At 76.8% G+C, this 16,275-nt stretch carries 11 protein-coding genes; 2 read left to right on the top strand and 9 right to left on the bottom strand.

Annotation, left to right across the window (positions count from 1 at the left end):
* Positions 1–68: 68 nt before the first annotated feature.
* Both DMP15_RS06845 and DMP15_RS06840 read right to left on the bottom strand, forming a co-directional pair.
* Positions 69–377, bottom strand: a complete 309-nt coding sequence (locus DMP15_RS06845; protein WP_073576410.1) for a DUF3017 domain-containing protein — start codon at positions 375–377, stop codon at positions 69–71.
* Between the two features lie 51 nt (positions 378–428).
* A complete protein-coding gene (locus tag DMP15_RS06840) occupies positions 429–1,283 on the bottom strand; it encodes a bifunctional methylenetetrahydrofolate dehydrogenase/methenyltetrahydrofolate cyclohydrolase (RefSeq protein ID WP_073576411.1) in 855 nt (284 codons plus the stop codon).
* Positions 1,284–1,512: 229 nt separating this feature from the next.
* On the opposite strand from DMP15_RS06840, the gene DMP15_RS06835 reads away from it, so the two are divergent.
* Positions 1,513–2,181 (top strand): GPR1/FUN34/YaaH family transporter, encoded by a 669-nt coding sequence (locus DMP15_RS06835; protein ID WP_073576412.1) that lies wholly within the window; start codon positions 1,513–1,515, stop codon positions 2,179–2,181.
* A 154-nt stretch (positions 2,182–2,335) separates the two neighbouring features.
* Here the strand turns inward: DMP15_RS06835 and DMP15_RS06830 are convergent, their stop codons facing one another.
* Entirely contained in the window at positions 2,336–5,677 is a 3,342-nt protein-coding gene (locus DMP15_RS06830; RefSeq protein ID WP_073576413.1) for an error-prone DNA polymerase, read from the bottom strand.
* 486 nt (positions 5,678–6,163) lie between these two features.
* On the opposite strand from DMP15_RS06830, the gene DMP15_RS06825 reads away from it, so the two are divergent.
* Positions 6,164–7,675, top strand: a complete 1,512-nt coding sequence (locus tag DMP15_RS06825) for a M28 family peptidase (RefSeq protein WP_100878704.1) — start codon at positions 6,164–6,166, stop codon at positions 7,673–7,675.
* Between the two features lie 22 nt (positions 7,676–7,697).
* On the opposite strand, the gene DMP15_RS06820 is transcribed toward DMP15_RS06825, so the two are convergent.
* The 6 genes from DMP15_RS06820 to DMP15_RS06795 form a co-directional block, all read right to left on the bottom strand.
* On the bottom strand, positions 7,698–9,416 hold the full coding sequence (locus DMP15_RS06820; RefSeq protein ID WP_083658774.1) for a Y-family DNA polymerase: 1,719 nt from the start codon (positions 9,414–9,416) through the stop codon (positions 7,698–7,700).
* Entirely contained in the window at positions 9,413–10,504 is a 1,092-nt protein-coding gene (locus tag DMP15_RS06815) for a hypothetical protein (RefSeq protein ID WP_208622975.1), read from the bottom strand. Before DMP15_RS06815 ends, DMP15_RS06820 begins: the two co-directional genes overlap by 4 nt.
* 271 nt (positions 10,505–10,775) lie before the next feature.
* The gene (gene purH / locus DMP15_RS06810; RefSeq protein ID WP_073576415.1) at positions 10,776–12,335 is read right to left on the bottom strand and encodes a bifunctional phosphoribosylaminoimidazolecarboxamide formyltransferase/IMP cyclohydrolase; all 1,560 of its coding nucleotides are present in this window, start codon (positions 12,333–12,335) and stop codon (positions 10,776–10,778) included.
* Positions 12,328–12,936 carry a phosphoribosylglycinamide formyltransferase gene (gene purN, locus DMP15_RS06805; RefSeq protein WP_073576416.1) on the bottom strand — a complete coding sequence of 203 codons (609 nt, stop codon included), beginning with the start codon at positions 12,934–12,936 and terminating at the stop codon, positions 12,328–12,330. The genes purH and purN overlap by 8 nt, the downstream gene beginning before the upstream one ends.
* A gap of 120 nt (positions 12,937–13,056) precedes the next feature.
* Complete coding sequence (locus tag DMP15_RS06800) at positions 13,057–14,814, bottom strand: cell division protein PerM (RefSeq protein WP_337825554.1); 1,758 nt, start codon at positions 14,812–14,814, stop codon at positions 13,057–13,059.
* Positions 14,815–14,891: 77 nt separating this feature from the next.
* Entirely contained in the window at positions 14,892–16,217 is a 1,326-nt protein-coding gene (locus DMP15_RS06795) for a DUF5336 domain-containing protein (protein WP_139282873.1), read from the bottom strand.
* Between the last annotated feature and the right edge of the window lie 58 nt (positions 16,218–16,275).

Genomic DNA, 16,275 nt, shown 5'->3' with positions numbered 1-16,275 from the left:
CCCCCGCAGACCCCCGACCCGGCGCCCGGCGGGCCCGGAGACGACCGGCGGCTCCCGCAGCCGAGCACTCAGCTGATGGTCAGCGAGCCCTGGGTGATCGTCAGAGCCAGCAGCAGGACGACGACGCCGAACCCGCCGTACACCAGCGCGTCGGCGTAGCGGCCGCGGATCGCGAGCAGCCCGACCCGGTCCGGCGGCAGCGCGACGCGCAAGCCCGCGGCGACCAGCATCGCCACCGCCAGCGCCGCGGACCCCTCGCGCCAGTGCTCGGTGATCACCCGCTGCAGCCCGACCAGCGACACACCGAGGACGACGAGCAGCGGCCAGTGCGCCCGCAGCCGGGCCCGCAGGCCGTGACCGGAACGGGTCGCCACCATCACCGCCCCCCGCCGCCCGTCATGCCGACAGGCTGCGTTCGGTATCGATTCTCACTCCGCCAGGCTGCGTTCGGCTGCCTCGACGACGTTCGTCAGCAGCATCCCGCGGGTCATCGGCCCCACGCCGCCCGGCATCGGCGCCAGCAGCCCGGCGACCTCGGCGACCTCGGGCGCCACGTCGCCGACCAGGCCCAGGTCGGTACGGGTGACGCCGACATCGAGCACCGCGGCGCCCGGCTTGATCTGGTCGGCGGTGATGAGCCCCGCCCGGCCCGCCGCGGCGACGACGACGTCGGCCTCCCGCAGGTGCGCCGTCAGGTCCCGGGTGCCGGTGTGGCACAGGGTGACGGTGGCGTTCTCCGAACGGCGGGTCAGCAGCAGCCCCAGCGGGCGGCCGACCGTCACGCCACGACCCACGACGACGACCCGCGCCCCGTTCAGCTCGACACCGAACCGGCGGCACAGCTCGACGATGCCGCGCGGGGTGCACGGCAGCGGTCCCGGCTCGCCGAGGACCAGGCGACCCAGGTTGGTCGGGTGCAGACCGTCGGCGTCCTTGCCCGGGTCGACCCGCTCCAGCGCGGCGCCGGCGTCGAGACCGTCCGGCAGCGGGAGCTGCACGATGAAGCCCGTGCAGGTCGGGTCGGCGTTCAGCTCGTCGATCGTGTCCTCGACCTGGGCCTGGCTCGCGTCGGCGGGGAGCTCGCGCTGCAGCGAGGTCATGCCGACCTTGGCGCAGTCGCGGTGCTTGCCGCGCACGTAGGCGTGCGATCCGGGGTCGTCACCGACCAGCACCGTGCCCAGCCCGGGGGTCACCCCGGCGGCGGTCAGCTTCTCGACACGGCCCCGCAGGTCGTCGAGCAGCTCCGCCAATGTCGCCTTGCCGTCCATCACGCGTGCGCTCACCCGGGCATCCTCTCAGGTGACGCCCGGGCCGGTCGAACCTGACCGAAGGACGCGTACGTGCCGCGCAGGTAGGGGGCGCCGTCCCCGCGAGCTGCGACGACGGTCCGGTTCCGTGCGACCGGGGTACAGGTCGGGGTCTGGTCGTACGGAGGGGCGAAAAACGATCTCCGCGAGAGCAGAATCACACCGCCGGTGCTCGACCGGTCACGAACTCGACGAGGAGTTTTCCATGAGCGTGGAGAGCGACACCGCGGGGGCGCACGCCGCTGCTGCCCCGCCCGCCCCGGCAGCAGCGGCCCCGGCTGCCAACCCGGCCCTGATGGGCCTCATCTGCTTCCTGCCGTCCGGCATCACGCTGGGTCTGTGGTTCGTGGGCTACCTGGACACCACCGCACTGCCCGGCGGCATGATCCCGATCGTGACCTTCTCGGCGGGTCTGTTCCTGCTGCTGTCGGCCATGGTCGCGCTGCGCGTCGGGGACAGCGTCACCGCCGCGATCTTCGGGGTCTTCTCCGCATTCTGGACCAGCTTCGGCGTGCTGCTCATGGCGCTGAACAACGGCTGGATCATCGACGCCGGCACCGGAGAGGCCCTGTCCACCGAGCAGGTCGGGTCGATCCAGTCGACCTATCTGCTCTCGTTCACCCTGGTGTTCGTCCTGCTGACGCTGGCGACGCTGCGCCTGCCGCTGATGTTCACGATCGGCTTCGTGCTCGTCGACATCACCTTCGTGCTGGCCTACATCGGGGTGACCGCGGGCAACGCGGGCCTGTTCCCGATCGCCGGGATCACGACGTTCGCGTTCTGCATCGTGTTCGCCTACATCCTGTTCGACGCGTTCGGCCAGACGCTGGGCGGACGCGCGATGTCGATGGGCGGGCCGCTCGTCAAGTCCTGACCCCGTTCCGACCGCCCACGGGCCCCGCCGGTTCCTCCGGCGGGGCCTGTGGTCTGCCCGGCCCCGGTGGTCCGCGTGTCCCGGTGGTCCCCGTGGTCGGGGACCGCGGGGCCCGGAGGTCGCGAGGGCCCGGCGCCGGGCGCGGGCGAGACGGTCAGCGGAAGTCCCGGGACGCCACCGTCACCGCCAGCGGCATCCGCTGCAGCCGGTCGGCCAGCAGGTTCAGCACACCCTCCGGGCTGCGTTCGAGCCGGCCCCGGACCAGCAGCCCCGCGCTCCCCAGCGCCACCGACCGGTAGCGCGCCCACAACCCCTCCGAGCAGGTCACGTTCAGCATCCCGGACTCGTCCTCGAGGTTCACGAACGTCACCCCGCGCGCGGTCGCCGGACGCTGGCGGTGGGTGACCAGTCCTCCGACCAGCACCCGGGCCGGGGTGTCCGGGCCGGCGCGGCGGCCCACCTCGTCGAGCCGGTCGATCCGGACCGCGCCGAGCGCGTCGAGGTCCGCGCGCAGGTGCTGCACCGGGTGGCTGTCCGGGGAGACACCGGTGGCCCAGACGTCGGAGACGGTCAGCTCCGCCTCGGTCATCCCCGGCAGGGCCGGCGCGTCGAACCCGACGGCGGTGCCCGGCAGGTGTTCGGGGCGCACCCCCGCGACGACGCCCGCCGCCCACAGCGCCTCCCGCCGCTCCACCCCGAAGCAGCCGAACGCCCCGGCCGTCGCCAGCGCCTCGGCCTGCGGGCCGGTCAGCCGGACCCGGCGTGCCAGGTCGGGCAGGTCCGCGAACGGGCCGCCCGCGTCGCGCTCGGCGTCGATGACCGCGGCGAGGTCCGCGCCGACGGTGCGGACACCCGCCAGGCCGAGCCGGACCGCCCGGCCGCCGGTGCTGTCGTCGTCGGGTTCGAGGACGGCGTCGGCGCGCCCTGCGTTGACGTCCGGCCGGTGCACCCGCACACCGTGCCTGCGGGCGTCGGCCACCAGCGACTGCGACGAGTAGAAGCCCATCGGCTGGGCGTTGAGCAGGCCCGCGCAGAACGCCGCCGGGTGGTAGAGCTTGAACCACGCCGAGTAGTAGACGAGCGCGGCGAAGCTGATCGAGTGGCTCTCCGGGAACCCGAAGTTCGCGAAGGCCAGCATCTTGGCGAAGATCCGTTCGGCGAGCTCGCCGGTGATCCCGTTCGCGGCCATCCCGTCGTAGAACCGCCCACGCAGCCGTTCCATCCGCTCGGTGGACCGCTTGGAGCCCATGGCCCGGCGCAGCTCGTCGGCCTCGGCCGCGGTGAACCCCGCGACGTCGACGGCGATCTGCATCATCTGTTCCTGGAACAGCGGGATACCCAGCGTCTTGTGCAACGCGGGCTTGAGCAGCGGATGGTCGTGGTCCCAGGTCTCGAGCTCGTTGCGCCGCCGGATGTAGGGGTGCACCGAGCCGCCCTGGATCGGGCCGGGCCGGATCAGCGCGACCTCGACGACGAGGTCGTAGAACTCGCGCGGGCGCAGCCGCGGCAGGGTGGCCATCTGGGCGCGGGACTCCACCTGGAACACCCCGACCGAGTCCGCGCGCGACAGCATCGCGTAGACCTCCGGGTCGGACTCGCCGATCGCGTGCAGCTCGATCCGCTCACCGGTGACGGTCGTGACCAGGTCCACCATCAGGTGCAGCGCGGTGAGCATGCCCAACCCGAGCAGGTCGAACTTCACCAGCCCGGCCGCGGCGCAGTCCTCCTTGTCCCACTGCACGACGGTCCGGTCGGCCATCCGCGCCCACTCCACCGGCACGACCTCGGACACCGGCCGATCGCAGATGACCATGCCGCCGGAGTGGATGCCCAGATGCCGGGGCGCACCCATCAGCTGCCCCGCGAGGTCCAGCAGCAGCGGCGGCATCTCCTGCGGGAGCTCGCTCGCCTCCAGGGCGTGCCAGCGTTCGACGCGCCTGCTCCAGGCGTCCTGCTGGCCGGGTGAGAACCCGAGCGCGCGGGCGGTGTCGCGGATCGCCGACCGCGGCCGGTAGGTGATGACGTTCGCGACCTGCGCGGCGAACAGCCGGCCGTAGCGGCGGTAGACGTACTGGATCGCCTCCTCGCGGCGGCCGGACTCGATGTCGAGGTCGATGTCGGGGTAGCCGTCGCGGTCCGGGGACAGGAACCGTTCGAACAGCAGCCCGTGCCGGACGGCGTCGACGTTGGTGATGCCCAGCGCGTAGCAGACCGCCGAGTTCGCAGCCGATCCCCGGCCCTGACAGAAGATGTTCGACCGGCGGCAGAAGTCGACGATGTCGTGGACGATCAGGAAGTAGCCGGGGAAGTTCTTCGCCTCGATGATCTCCAGCTCGCGCTGCACGGTGTGCGCCGCGAACGGGTTCTCGTCACAGCTGCCGTACCGCTCCATCCGGCCGCGTTCGGTCAGCACCCGCAGCCAGGTCGTCTCGGTGTGCCCTGGCGGGACATCGAACGGTGGCAGGTCCGGCGCCACCAGGTGCAGCTCGAACGCCAGCTCCCGGCCCAGCTCCGCCGCGCGCTCCACCGCGCCGGGATGGCGCTCGTCGAACCGCAGGGCCATCTCCCGCCCGGACCGCAGGTACGCGGTGCCCGCCGCGGGCAGCCAGGGGTCGATCTCGTCGAGGCTGCGCCGGGCCCGGACCGCGGCGACGGTCGCGGCCAGCGGGGCCCGGTCGGGGGTGGCGTAGTGCGCTCCGGTCGTCGCCACCGTCGCGACGCCGGCCCGCTCGGCCAGCGCGGCCAGTGCGTCGTTGCGCTCGGTGTCGCCGGGCTCGCCGTACACGGTCAGCTCGACCCGCACGTTCTCCGCGCCGAAGCGCGCGACCAGCCGGTCCAGCTCCGCCGCGGCGGCCACCGGGCCCGAGCGGTCCAGGGCGCGGCGCACCGCGCCCTTGCGGCAGCCGGTGAGCACGACGACCTTCCCCGCGGTGTCGGCGACGACCTCGTCCGGGTCGTAGACCGGCCGCCCCTTCTCCCCGCCCCGCATCTGCGCGGTGGAGATGGTGCGACACAGCGCGCGGTACCCGTCGGGGCCGCGGGCCAGCAGCAGCAGGTGCTCGCCCTCGGGGTCGGCGACGCCGTTCTGCGGGGCGGTCAGCCCGGTGCTCAGCTCGGCGCCGAACACCGTGCGCACTCCGAGCGCGCGGGCCGCCTCGGCGAACCGCACGACCCCGTACATGCCATCGTGGTCGGTGAGCGCGACGGCCTCCAGGCCCAGCTCGGCAGCGCGCTCGACCAGCTCCTCCGGGGCGCTCGCGCCGTCGAGGAAGCTGAAGTGCGAGTGGCAGTGCAACTCCGCGTACGGCACGACGCCGGGCCCCACCGGGTGCAGGTCCTCGGGCGGCTCGTAGGGGCCGCGGTGGACGGACCAGGCCGGTGCGTCCCCGCCGTCGGCCTCCGGGCCGTCGCGCAGGCTCGCGCCGTCGCGCACGGAACGACCCGACAGCGCACTCTCCAGCTCCGCCCAGGGGACGTCCGGGTTCTGCCAGCCCACCCGTGCAGAATACTCGAACGCAAGTTCGAACATCGAGTGCCGGGTTCCGCGGACGGGCGTCGCCGTGCGGGCCGGCCGGCTGCTCCCCAGCGCCGGTCGGCCCCGCACGGCGGGTCCGGGCTCCGGCGCGGCACACCGGCCGCTCCCCAGCGCCGGCCCGCGGGCCACCCGGACGTACCCATCCGGTGCCGGCAGGTGGTTCGTGGACCTCCCCGCCGACATCTCCGAGTTCACCAGCCGAACCTGTGGAACGACTGAGACCCCGGTGTGGATCGACCGAGGATCACCGCGGCCCCGGGTCGCGCCGGGTCGTACCGTCGTGTTCGTGACGCCGTGTCGTGATCGTCGGTTCACCGCACGGCCACGCCCGATGGCGGATGCTGGTCCGACGCCGCGGCGCCCGACCGGTACCGCGCACGCACGAGGAGCGCCGGACACCCGGCGCGGACGAGGCCCGGTACCGGGCCGGACGGCAGAGGTGGCTCCATGGGACGGGCGAGCACGACGGGTGGCCGGCACCGGCCACGTCTCGGAAACCGGCTGGTCAGGGTCGCGGCGGCCGGGGTGGCCGTCGTCGCGCTCGCGGCCTGCGCGGACGTCCCCGCGGCGCCGGGCGCCGCGACGATCGGCACCACCGGCGGCGGGAGTCAGGGGGCCGCGCAGGGCGACCCCGGCCTGCCGCAGCGGCTCGCGGCCGCGGTGGGCGGCGACGGCGCCTACGCCCACCTGCAGCAGTTCGAGAAGCTCGCCGACGCGAACGACGGCAACCGCGCGGTGGGCACCCCCGGGTACGACGCGGCCGTCGACCACGTCGTCGGGACGCTGCGTGCGAGCGGGTTCGAGGTGTCGACCCCGTCGTTCGAGGTGCGCACCTTCTCCGCGGGCGACGCACGGCTGACCGTGGCCGGCGCACCGGTGACGACCGAGGTGCTCGGCTTCTCCCCCGCCACCCCGCCCGGCGGGCTGACCGCTCCGCTGTCGCTGCGCCCGCGCACCCCGCAGGACCCGACACCGGGCTGCGACGCCGCCGACTACACCGGGATGCCGGCCGGGGCCATCGCCGTCGTCGAGCGCGGGACCTGCGAGTTCGGCCAGAAGTCCCGGCTCGCGGGGGCGGCGGGCGCGGCGGCGGTGATCGTGGTCAACACCGAGGACGCGGCCCTGCCCGCCACCCTCGGCGACACCCCGGGGGTCGTCCCGACGGCGGCCGTGACGAAGACCGCGGGAGCCGCCCTGCGCGACGGCCAGCAGGCGTCGCTGGTGCTCGACACCACGATCCGGCAGCAGACCTCGCGGAACGTGATCGCCGAGACCACCACCGGCGACCCGGGCCGGGTCGTGGTCGCCGGGGCCCACCTCGACAGCGTGCCCGAGGGCGCCGGCATCAACGACAACGGCAGCGGCAGCGCCGCCCTGCTCGAGATCGCGCAGAAGCTCGGCGGCTCCCCGCCGGTCGGCCAGAAGGTGCGCTTCGCGTGGTGGGGCGCCGAGGAGATCGGCCTGGTCGGCTCGACGAAGTACGTCGAGGGCCTGTCCGAGGCCGACCGCGCGCGGATCGCGCTGTACCTCAACTTCGACATGGTCGGCTCGCCGAACCCCGGTTACCTCGTCTACGACGGCGACAACTCCGACGGCCTCGGCGGCGAGGGGGGCCCGTCCGGCTCCGACACCGCGGAGCGCGTCCTGACCGAGGCGCTGGTCGGGGCCGGCGTGAACGGCCCCGAGGGCACCGCGTTCGACGGGCGCTCGGACTACGGCCCGTTCATCGAGTCCGGCATCCCGGCCGGTGGCCTGTTCACCGGCGCCGAGGAGCAGAAGACCCCGGAGCAGGCGCAGAAGTGGGGCGGCACGGCGGGACAGTCCTACGACCCCTGCTACCACACGGCCTGCGACCGGCTGACCAACATCGACCGGACCGCGCTGGACCGGAACGTGACGGCGATGGCCTCGGCGATCGGCCGGTTCGCCGTCGACCTCACCGGGGTCCCGCAGCGCTGACCCGCCCGCGGCGGCCGGTGGCTCAGTCGTAGACACCCGCCACCTCCCAGCGGCCGCCGCGGTGCACGAGCAGCAGGGCCGTGCCGTCGGCGAGCACGACCTGCAGCCGGACCGCGGGCCCGGGGCCGTCGGGGGCCCACCAGCGGGCGTGCACCGGCCAGGGTCCGGCCCAGCCGGTGACCTCCCGGTCGGGGCCGCCGCCCGCGACCCGGCGCGGGACGCCGTCGAGCAGGTCCGGCGCGGCCGGGCACACCTCGGCGCCGTCCGCGGCGAGCAACCGGACCGGGACCGGGTCCGGGGGCACCGTCGCCGGGGACGGTGCCGGGAGTCGGCCGGGCCAGGTCGCCGGGGGGTCGGCGGGTGGACGACGGCCGGGAGGCTCCGGGGTCACCTGCTCCGCATGCCCGGGGGCACCGGTGGCGCCGTCCCGCGCGGGAGCCACGGGTCCCGGCCGGGCGGGGACCGCCGTGTCCTCGACGACCCGCTCGTCGCCCCACGGCACCAGCCGCACCCGCTCGCCCGGGTCCCGGCCGCCCGTCGGGACCGCGGTGAGCACCGCCTCCGGCCCGAGCAGCGCCTGCACCCGGACCAGGGCCCGCCCGGCCCGCTCGTCGCCCTCGCCGACGTCGCCCCACAGCCCGCGCTGCAGCGCCCCGGCGACCACGGTGTCCTCCGGGGTGAGCCGCAGCGCGACCAGCGTCCCGGAGCCGCCTCGCCCGAGCCACGAGTCGAGCTGCCAGCGCACCCGGTCCACCGTCCCGGACGGCGTCAGCGGCTCGGCGCACCGCCAGACCCGCAGCAGCTCCTCCCCGCTCTCCGTGCGTGCGTGCACCCCCAGCCGGGTGCAGGCCAGGCCGTGCCCGGCGAGCGCGGTGTGCAGCCGGGTCGCGAGTGCCCTCGCGGCGAAGGCGGCCGCGTCGACCCGGTCCACCGGCGGGTCCAGCTCGACCGCCGCGGACAGCTCCTCCGGCGGGACCCGGCGCGCCGGCGGGCGGGGGTCGAGCCCACGGGCGAGCCGGTGCGCGGCCACCGCGTCGGTGCCGAAGCGCGAGGCCACATCGGACTCCGACAGCGACGCGAACGCCCCCAGCGACCGTAGCCCCAGCCGGCGCAGCAGGTCCACCAGCGCGGCCCGGTCGACGTCGGGGTCCCGGTCCAGCTCGGCCACCTCCAGCGGTGCGAGGAACTCCGCCGACCGTCCCGGCGGCACCCCGCGCCCCCGGCGGGCGGCGAGCGCGGCGGCGAACATCCCGTCCGCGACGCCGATCTGGCACTCGGTCCCCGCGTGCAGCGCGACCTGGTCGATCAGCCGCTCCACCGCGGCGCGCTCCCCGCCGAACCAGCCGACCGGACCGCGTGCGGGCAGCACCAGCAGCCCCGGCCGCACCACCTCGACGCCGGGGGCGAGCGCCTCCACCGCGGCGGCGACCGGCTCGAACAGCCGGGCGTCGCGCCCCGGGTCGGGGGCGAGCACCACGAGCTCCGGGCACCGGGCCTGCGCCTCCCGGCGCCGCAGCCCCCGGCGGACCCCGTGCCGGCGGGCCGTCGCCGAGCAGGCCAGGACCCGGTTGGCGTGCAGGACCGCGGCCGGCCGGTCCGCCGGGACGTGCGCGGCGCGGGCGGCCGCGGTGACCGGCCAGTCCGGGGACCAGACCGCCAGCACCCGCGGGTCGGGCTCCGCCCGTCCACCGCCGCCCGTGCCCGTCGCGCCGCCCGCCTCCGTCGTGCCGGGCGTGCTCATCCCGCCGCCCGGGCCACGGGTCGCGCGACCGGGACCTCGCCCACCGCGGCCGCGGAGACCGCGGGCACCGACGGCGCCGAGGCGATCGCGGGCACCGACGGCACCGCGGGGACCGGGGGTGTCGCCGGGGCGGGGACGACCGTCCCGCCGGGGCCCGGGAGGAGCACCTCCACCCCCCACCCGGCCGGGCCGATCCCGCGCCCCTCCGCCCGGACCTCGACCCGCCGGGACCGCAGCCGCCCCGTCCCGCGGCCGACCCCCTCCCAGCGCGGACGGGTGCAGTGCAGCCGCAGATCGGCACCCGGCCACCCGCCGAGCGCGAGCAGCACCGCGCCCCGCTGCCGGGCCCGTGCGGCGAGCCGCTGCCGGTCCCCGGCCCGCAGCCCGGCCCGCTCCGGCCCGGCCACCACCACGAGGTCCAGCCCGTCCAGCAGTGCCGCGGTCACTCCGACCAGGTCCGCGCCGGGGTCGGGGACCAGCGCCAGCCGGTCCAGCCGCACGCCCGCCTCGGCCGCGGCCGTCGCGCCGAGGCCGGGACGGCCGACCACGCCCGCCCACGCACCCTCCGCGGACGCGGCGGCCAGCAGCGCGAACAGCAGCGACCCCGCGCCGGACCCCACACCCACCGCCACGGTGGACCCCCGCCGCAGGCCCCCGCCGGGCAGCAGACCGGCCAGCGGCCCCGGCACCGGCAGCAGGTCGGCCTCGGTCACCGGACGCGCCTCGACCGTCCCGGCGCTGCGGGCCGGGGGCTCCGGCTCCGGGCAGGGCCCCACGGGCCCCGGCCGGGACCGCTCCAGGCCCGCCCGGGTCTCCGTGCGGCGCAGGACGTGCCGGGCCCGGGCGAGCCGCTCGGCGGCCGAGCCGGCCGGGGACCCCGGCCCCCCGGCCGGGCCCCGTGCCCCGGGCAGCGGCTCCCGCCCGCCCCCGGGGACACGTGACCCGGCCCCGACCACCGGCTCGGACCCCTCCGGACCGGTGTCGTCCCCGACGTCGACGCCGGCTCCCCCACCGGCACCGCCGACCACCCGGCCGACCGCCGCCGCTCCTCCGACGACGACCGGCCCCTCGCCCGCACCGACGCGCACCGCAGTACCTCCCCGCCACACACCGCGCCACGGCCGAACGGCCGCGACCTCACCCGGCGCGCCGCGGGGAAGGCGACGCGTACTCGAACTGACGTTCGAAGCATAGGGCCTGTGCCGCCTCTCCGCATCCCCCGGGTGGGGGTGGTGACGACGACGTGATGACCGTCGCACGCACCCCCGACATTCTCGGCGGGACATCCTCCGAACTGCTCCGAACGCCGACGGCCCGGGCCGCGCGAGGCGGTCCCGGGCCGTCGGGGTGGGCGGTGGGTCAGTGGGCGAAGTGCCGCGTCCCGGTCAGGTACATCGGCACGCCCGCCTTCGCGCAGGCCGCGACGACCTCGTCGTCGCGGACCGAGCCGCCGGGCTGCACGACGGCGGCGACTCCGGCGTCGAGCAGCACCTCCAGCCCGTCGGGGAAGGGGAAGAACGCGTCGGAGGCGGCGACCGAGCCGCGGGCCCGGTCCCCGGCCCGGGTCACGGCGAGCTTCGCCGCGTCGACCCGGTTGACCTGGCCCATGCCGACGCCGACCGCCGCGCCGTCGTGGGCGAGCAGGATCGCGTTGGACTTCACCGCGCGGCAGGCACGCCAGGCGAACGCGAGGTCGTCGAGCACCTCGGGGGCGACGGCGTCGCCGGTGACGAGCTTCCAGGCGGCCGGGTCGTCGCCGTCGGCGTCGACGAGGTCGCGCTGCTGCACCAGCAACCCGCCGGAGATCGGGCGGAGCTCGGTGCCGGTGCGGGCGGCGCCGTCGGGGATGCGGAGGACACGGACGTTCTTCTTGCGCTGGAGCACCTCGAGGGCGCCGTCGGCGTAGCCGGGGGCCACGACGACCTCGGTGAAGATCTCGGCGACCTGCTCGGCCATCGCGACCGAGACCTCGCCGTTGACCGCGATGACCCCGCCGAACGCCGACACCGGGTCGGTGGCGTGCGCCTTGCGGTGGGCCTCGGCGACGTCGGCGCCGACCGCGATCCCGCACGGGTTGGCGTGCTTGATCACCGCGACCGTGGGGCGGTCGCCGTGGTCGTGCGCGGCGCGCCAGGCGGCGTCGGCGTCGACGTAGTTGTTGTAGGACATCTCCTTACCGTGCAGCTGCTCGGCGCCGGCGAGGCCGGAACCGGTGCCGTCGGTGTAGAGCGCGGCGGACTGGTGCGGGTTCTCGCCGTAGCGCAGCGGCCGCTCGCGGGTCCAGGTGGCGCCCACCCACTCGGCGGAGGCGTCGTCGTCGCCGGCGGGGAACTGCTCGCCCATCCAGGTCGCGACCGAGACGTCGTAGGCGGCGGTGTGCCGGTAGGCGTCGGCGGCCAGCCTGCGGCGGTCCTCCACGACGAACCCGCCCGCGCCGACCTGCTCGAGCACCCAGGCGTAGCGCGACGGGTCGACGACGACCGCGACGCTCTCGTGGTTCTTCGCCGAGGCCCGCACCATCGCCGGGCCGCCGATGTCGATCTGCTCGACGGCCTCGTCGCGGCTCGCGCCGGACGCGACGGTCTCGCGGAACGGGTAGAGGTTGGACACCAGCAGGTCGAACGGCGCGATGTTCAGCTGCTCGAGCTGCGCGAGGTGCTCGGGCTTGCGGGTGTCGGCGAGCAGCCCGGCGTGCACCCGCGGGTGCAGGGTCTTGACCCGGCCGTCGAAGCACTCGGGGAACCCGGTGACCTCCTCGACGGGGGTGACCGGGACGCCGGCGTCGGCGATCCGCTGTGCGGTGGAGCCGGTCGAGACGATCTCCACCCCGGCGGCGTGCAGCCCGGTGGCCAGGTCGAGGAGACCGGCCTTGTCGTAGACGCTGATCAGGGCCCGGCGTACCGGCCTGCGCTCACTCACTGTTCACCTCGTGGGGTTGGGCGGCGGTGGCGAACCGTCGCACGGTCGCGACCAGCAGCCGTCGTTCCTCGGTCTTGATGCGCTCGTGCAGGGAGGTCTCGTCGTCGCCCGGGAGCACGGGGACCTCCGCCTGCGCGAGCACCGGTCCGGTGTCGAGCCCGGCGTCGACCTCGTGCACGGTCGCGCCGGTGACGGGCACCCGGGCGGCCAGCGCGTCCCGGACGGCGTGCGCGCCGGGGAACGCCGGCAGCAGCGCCGGGTGCGTGTTCAGCATCGGGCATCCGAGCGCGTCCAGGAAGGCCGGGGAGACGAGCTTCATGAACCCCGCCCCGACGACGAGGCCCGGCCGGTGCGCGAGGACGGCCGCGGCGAGCGCGGTGTTCCAGGCGTCGCGGTCGGGGTGGTCGGCGACCCGCTCGACGAAGGTGGGGACACCTGCGGCGCGGGCCCGGTCGAGCCCGGTGGCACCCGCGCGGTCGGCCCCGACGGCGACGACGGCGAATCCGGCGCCCGCGGTGTCGAGCAGTGCCTGCAGCAGGGTGCCGCTCCCGGAGACGAGGACGACGACCCGCAGCGCCCCGTGCCGCTCCTGCGCGCCCACCGTGTCCCTTCCTCGCCGGCCCGGGCCGCTCCACGGCCCCTGGCCAGGGTAGACGCGCCCTCCGACGACGGCGGCGCCCGGTGCGGTGGCCCGGGTCACCCGGCCTGCCGGGGCGTCGGGTCAGTCGTCCCGGGAGCGGTCGCGGGGGCGGGTGATGCGGTCGGTCCGGCCGTCGGTGCGCCGGTCGGACGGGTCCCCGTCGTCGGTGTCCCGGTCGGCGCGGCGCCCGGCTGCGCGGCGACCGTCGGGGCCGTGGTCCCCCGTGTCGTCGGGGTCGCCGTCGTCGGGGTCGTGGCCGGGGTCCTCGTCGTCGCCGGCGGGATCACGGCCGGCGGAACCGTCGACGCGACGGGTGGTCGTGCGACCGGCTCCGCCGGGCTCCTCCTCGTCGCTGACGGCATCGGAGTAGGGGTGGAGGTCGTCGTGGCCCCCGTCGTCGTCCCGTGCGGCGTCGGCACGGCGGGCGGGCGCCCCGGCGGTGCGACGGCGTTCGACCAGCTCCCCCACCGTCGACCCGCGACGGCGGTCCCGGGCGGCCCGGGCCCGGTCGACCGCGGTCCGCGACCGGCCGGTGCCGCCCATCGGGACGTGCCGGGCGAGCTCGGTCCCGGCGCAGGTCAGCACGGCCGGGATCCCGACCAGCAGCAGCGCGCAGCCGAGGACCGCCCACGGGTGGAACGACACCGGGTCGTAGGGCCCGCCCGCGAGCGCACCCCCGGCGAGCGCCGCCGGGACGGCCGCCCCGACCGCGACGACCACGGCCGCCAGCGCCGGTGCCGCGACCCGGTCCACGACCGGCGCGTCGTCGGCCAGCGCCCGCCGGCAGGCGATCCCGCCGAGCGCCCCCGCGACGACGGGCAGCAGTACGACCAGCACCGCGGCCGTCGGGACGGTGGTGACGGGCAGGACCACCGCGGGCGGGAACGGCGGCAGCGGACCCGGCTCGACGCCGAACGGACCGGACCGGGCGATACCGACCGACACCCCCGCGCCCAGCGCCCAGGACAGCGCCCCGATCAGGGCGTTCGGCAGGTACCCGATGCTCAGCACCAGCACCCCGACGCCCGCCCAGGCGCCGGGGGCGATGCGCTCGGCGGTGTCGGCGACGTCGGAGGCGCTCGCGAGCAGCGCCACGGTCAGGACGAGGGCGGCGACCAGCAGCAGCGCGGCGGCCGCGACCCGGGCCCCGGCGAGCGCCGCGCCGGGCCAACCCGCCAGCACCCGCTTCCAGGCCGCGGGCGCCCCGCAGGTGTGGACGACGCCGATCCCGGCGGCCGCCCCGGCCACCAGCCCGGCCCCGATCATCGACGCCCAGGGGGCGGTGACGGCCATGTCCCGCGGCAGCAGCGCGCCGGCGAGCACGGCGAGCGCGGCGGCGGCCCCGGCCTGGGACGCGACGACGGCGCCCGCGTCGTGCCGGACCCGCCCGCCCAGGCGGAGCACCGCCCAGCGCGAGCAGAAGGCGACCAGCGCGACGACCACCAGCGTCGGCAACAGCGGCAGCACCCCGAACGGGCGCCCGTCCACCGCGACCGGGATGAGGTGCGCGGCCAGCCACAGCGGGACGGCCGTGGCGAGTGCCCCGTCCGCGGTGACCGCGACGCCGCCGGTGCCGGTCAGCAGCGCCGCCACCGGGACGAGCATCGTGTACCCGGCGAGGACGGCGCCCATCGTGGCCACGAGCAGGATCCGCAGCCGGTCCAGCCCGGTGCCGGTCCCGGTACCGCGCGTCGGGGTCCGGGCGGGGCGGCGGCGCCCCCGCTCCCGGTCCGCGACGGCGGTCGCACGCCCACCGCGGGACCGCTCCGGTGCGGACCCGGTGGACCGGGCCCTGGAGGCCGGGCGGCCGCGGGCGGGACGGGGCGGGGTGGTGCTCACCCGGTCAGCGTCGCAGCGAACGCGGCCCGGGAGGGGAAGGCACGCCGCGACGTGCCGGGGCCCACGGTTCCCTCCGCTCAGGCGGAGCCGTCACCGCCGGGCCGGAAGGTGCGGGTGGCCTCGTCGTCACCGGACGCCGGGGCCGCGGGGCGCTCGGTCTGCTCGCCGGGCGCCGGGGCGGAGCCGGAGCCGGGGATCGCGGAGGGGCGGGTGACATCCACGTCGTCCCCGGTACCGCCCGCGCCCGCCGTGTAGGGGGTGGTCGGGGGCGGGGCCTGCTCGCCTCCCGGCGCGCCGGTCACCGCGGCGGCGCGGTCGCCGTAGGACACCCCGGAGAAGGCACCGCCCGCGCCGGACGGCGGGTGCGGTGCCGCGTCGGCCTGCGGGGTGCCGCCGCCGACCGCGTGACGGCCCGCGTCGTCGCCGGTCCGGTCCTGTGCCCCGGGCACCTCGGGCGCGCCGTGGGCCCCGGACTGCCCCGGGTACTGCCCGGCGGGGGGCTGCGACGCCGCGGGCACCGCACCGGGGGCGCCGTACGCGGCGGCACCGGCGTGATCCGCGCCGGGCTGCACCGCACCGGACTGCGCCGCACCGGACTGCGCCGCACCGTGGGCGGCGCCGTACTGGCCCGCTCCGTACTGACCGGCGCCGTACTGGCCGGCGCCCGGCTGGGCGACACCGTGCTGTCCCGCACCGGGCTGCCCCGCGACGTGCTGTCCCGCGCCGTACTGTCCCGCGCCGTACTGTCCCGCACCCGGCTGGCCGGGGGCGTACGGGGCCGCTCCGGGCTGGGCGGCGTAGGGGCTCGCGCCGTACTGGCCCGAGGCGTAGGGGTCCGCGCCGTAGGGCGTCGCACCGGAGGCCGCACCGTACGGGGCCGCGGCACCCGGCTGGCCCGCGCCGTAGGGCTGCTGCGGCATCCAGGGCGGCTGCCGGCCCGGCGGGACCTGGCCGGGGCCGGGGCCCCAGCCGGGTTGCCCGACGTGCGACGGGCGCTGCGCCCGCGGCGCGGGGGCGGAGACGACGCCGGACAGGAGGAGCTGGGCGTAGAGCAGTGCGGCGGCGGCGAGCAGCGCGACCACGAACACGACCCAGCCGAGCGTGCCGCCGACCGCCCCGGTGCCGGTGCCGGCCAGGAGCAGCAGCATCGTCAGCGCCCCCGTCGTCGACAGGACCACGCCCGCGACCAGGGTGCGCCCGGTGCCGGGCAACAGGGTCAGGGCGCCCGCGACGCCACCGGCGACGACCATCGCGACCGGGAACAGCCCGGTGGTGACGTCGAAGAAGGTCAGGACCAGTGCCAGCAGGGCCAGCACGGCCCCCGCCAGGACGGCGACCCGCACCGTCGGAGCGGGCGCGGCCTGCTCCGGAGCCGGGACGGACCCGGGCTCGTTGCTCGACATGACGACCACTCCCGTGTGACGGACGGACTCGCTGCACCGCACGCTAGCCGATGCCCCC

Source organism: Pseudonocardia sp. UM4_GMWB1, assembly GCF_017312155.1.
In the GTDB taxonomy this organism is placed as follows: domain Bacteria; phylum Actinomycetota; class Actinomycetes; order Mycobacteriales; family Pseudonocardiaceae; genus Pseudonocardia; species Pseudonocardia alni.
The sequence above is the reverse complement of the archived record's forward strand: the minus strand, read 5'-3'. Positions and strand labels throughout refer to the sequence as shown.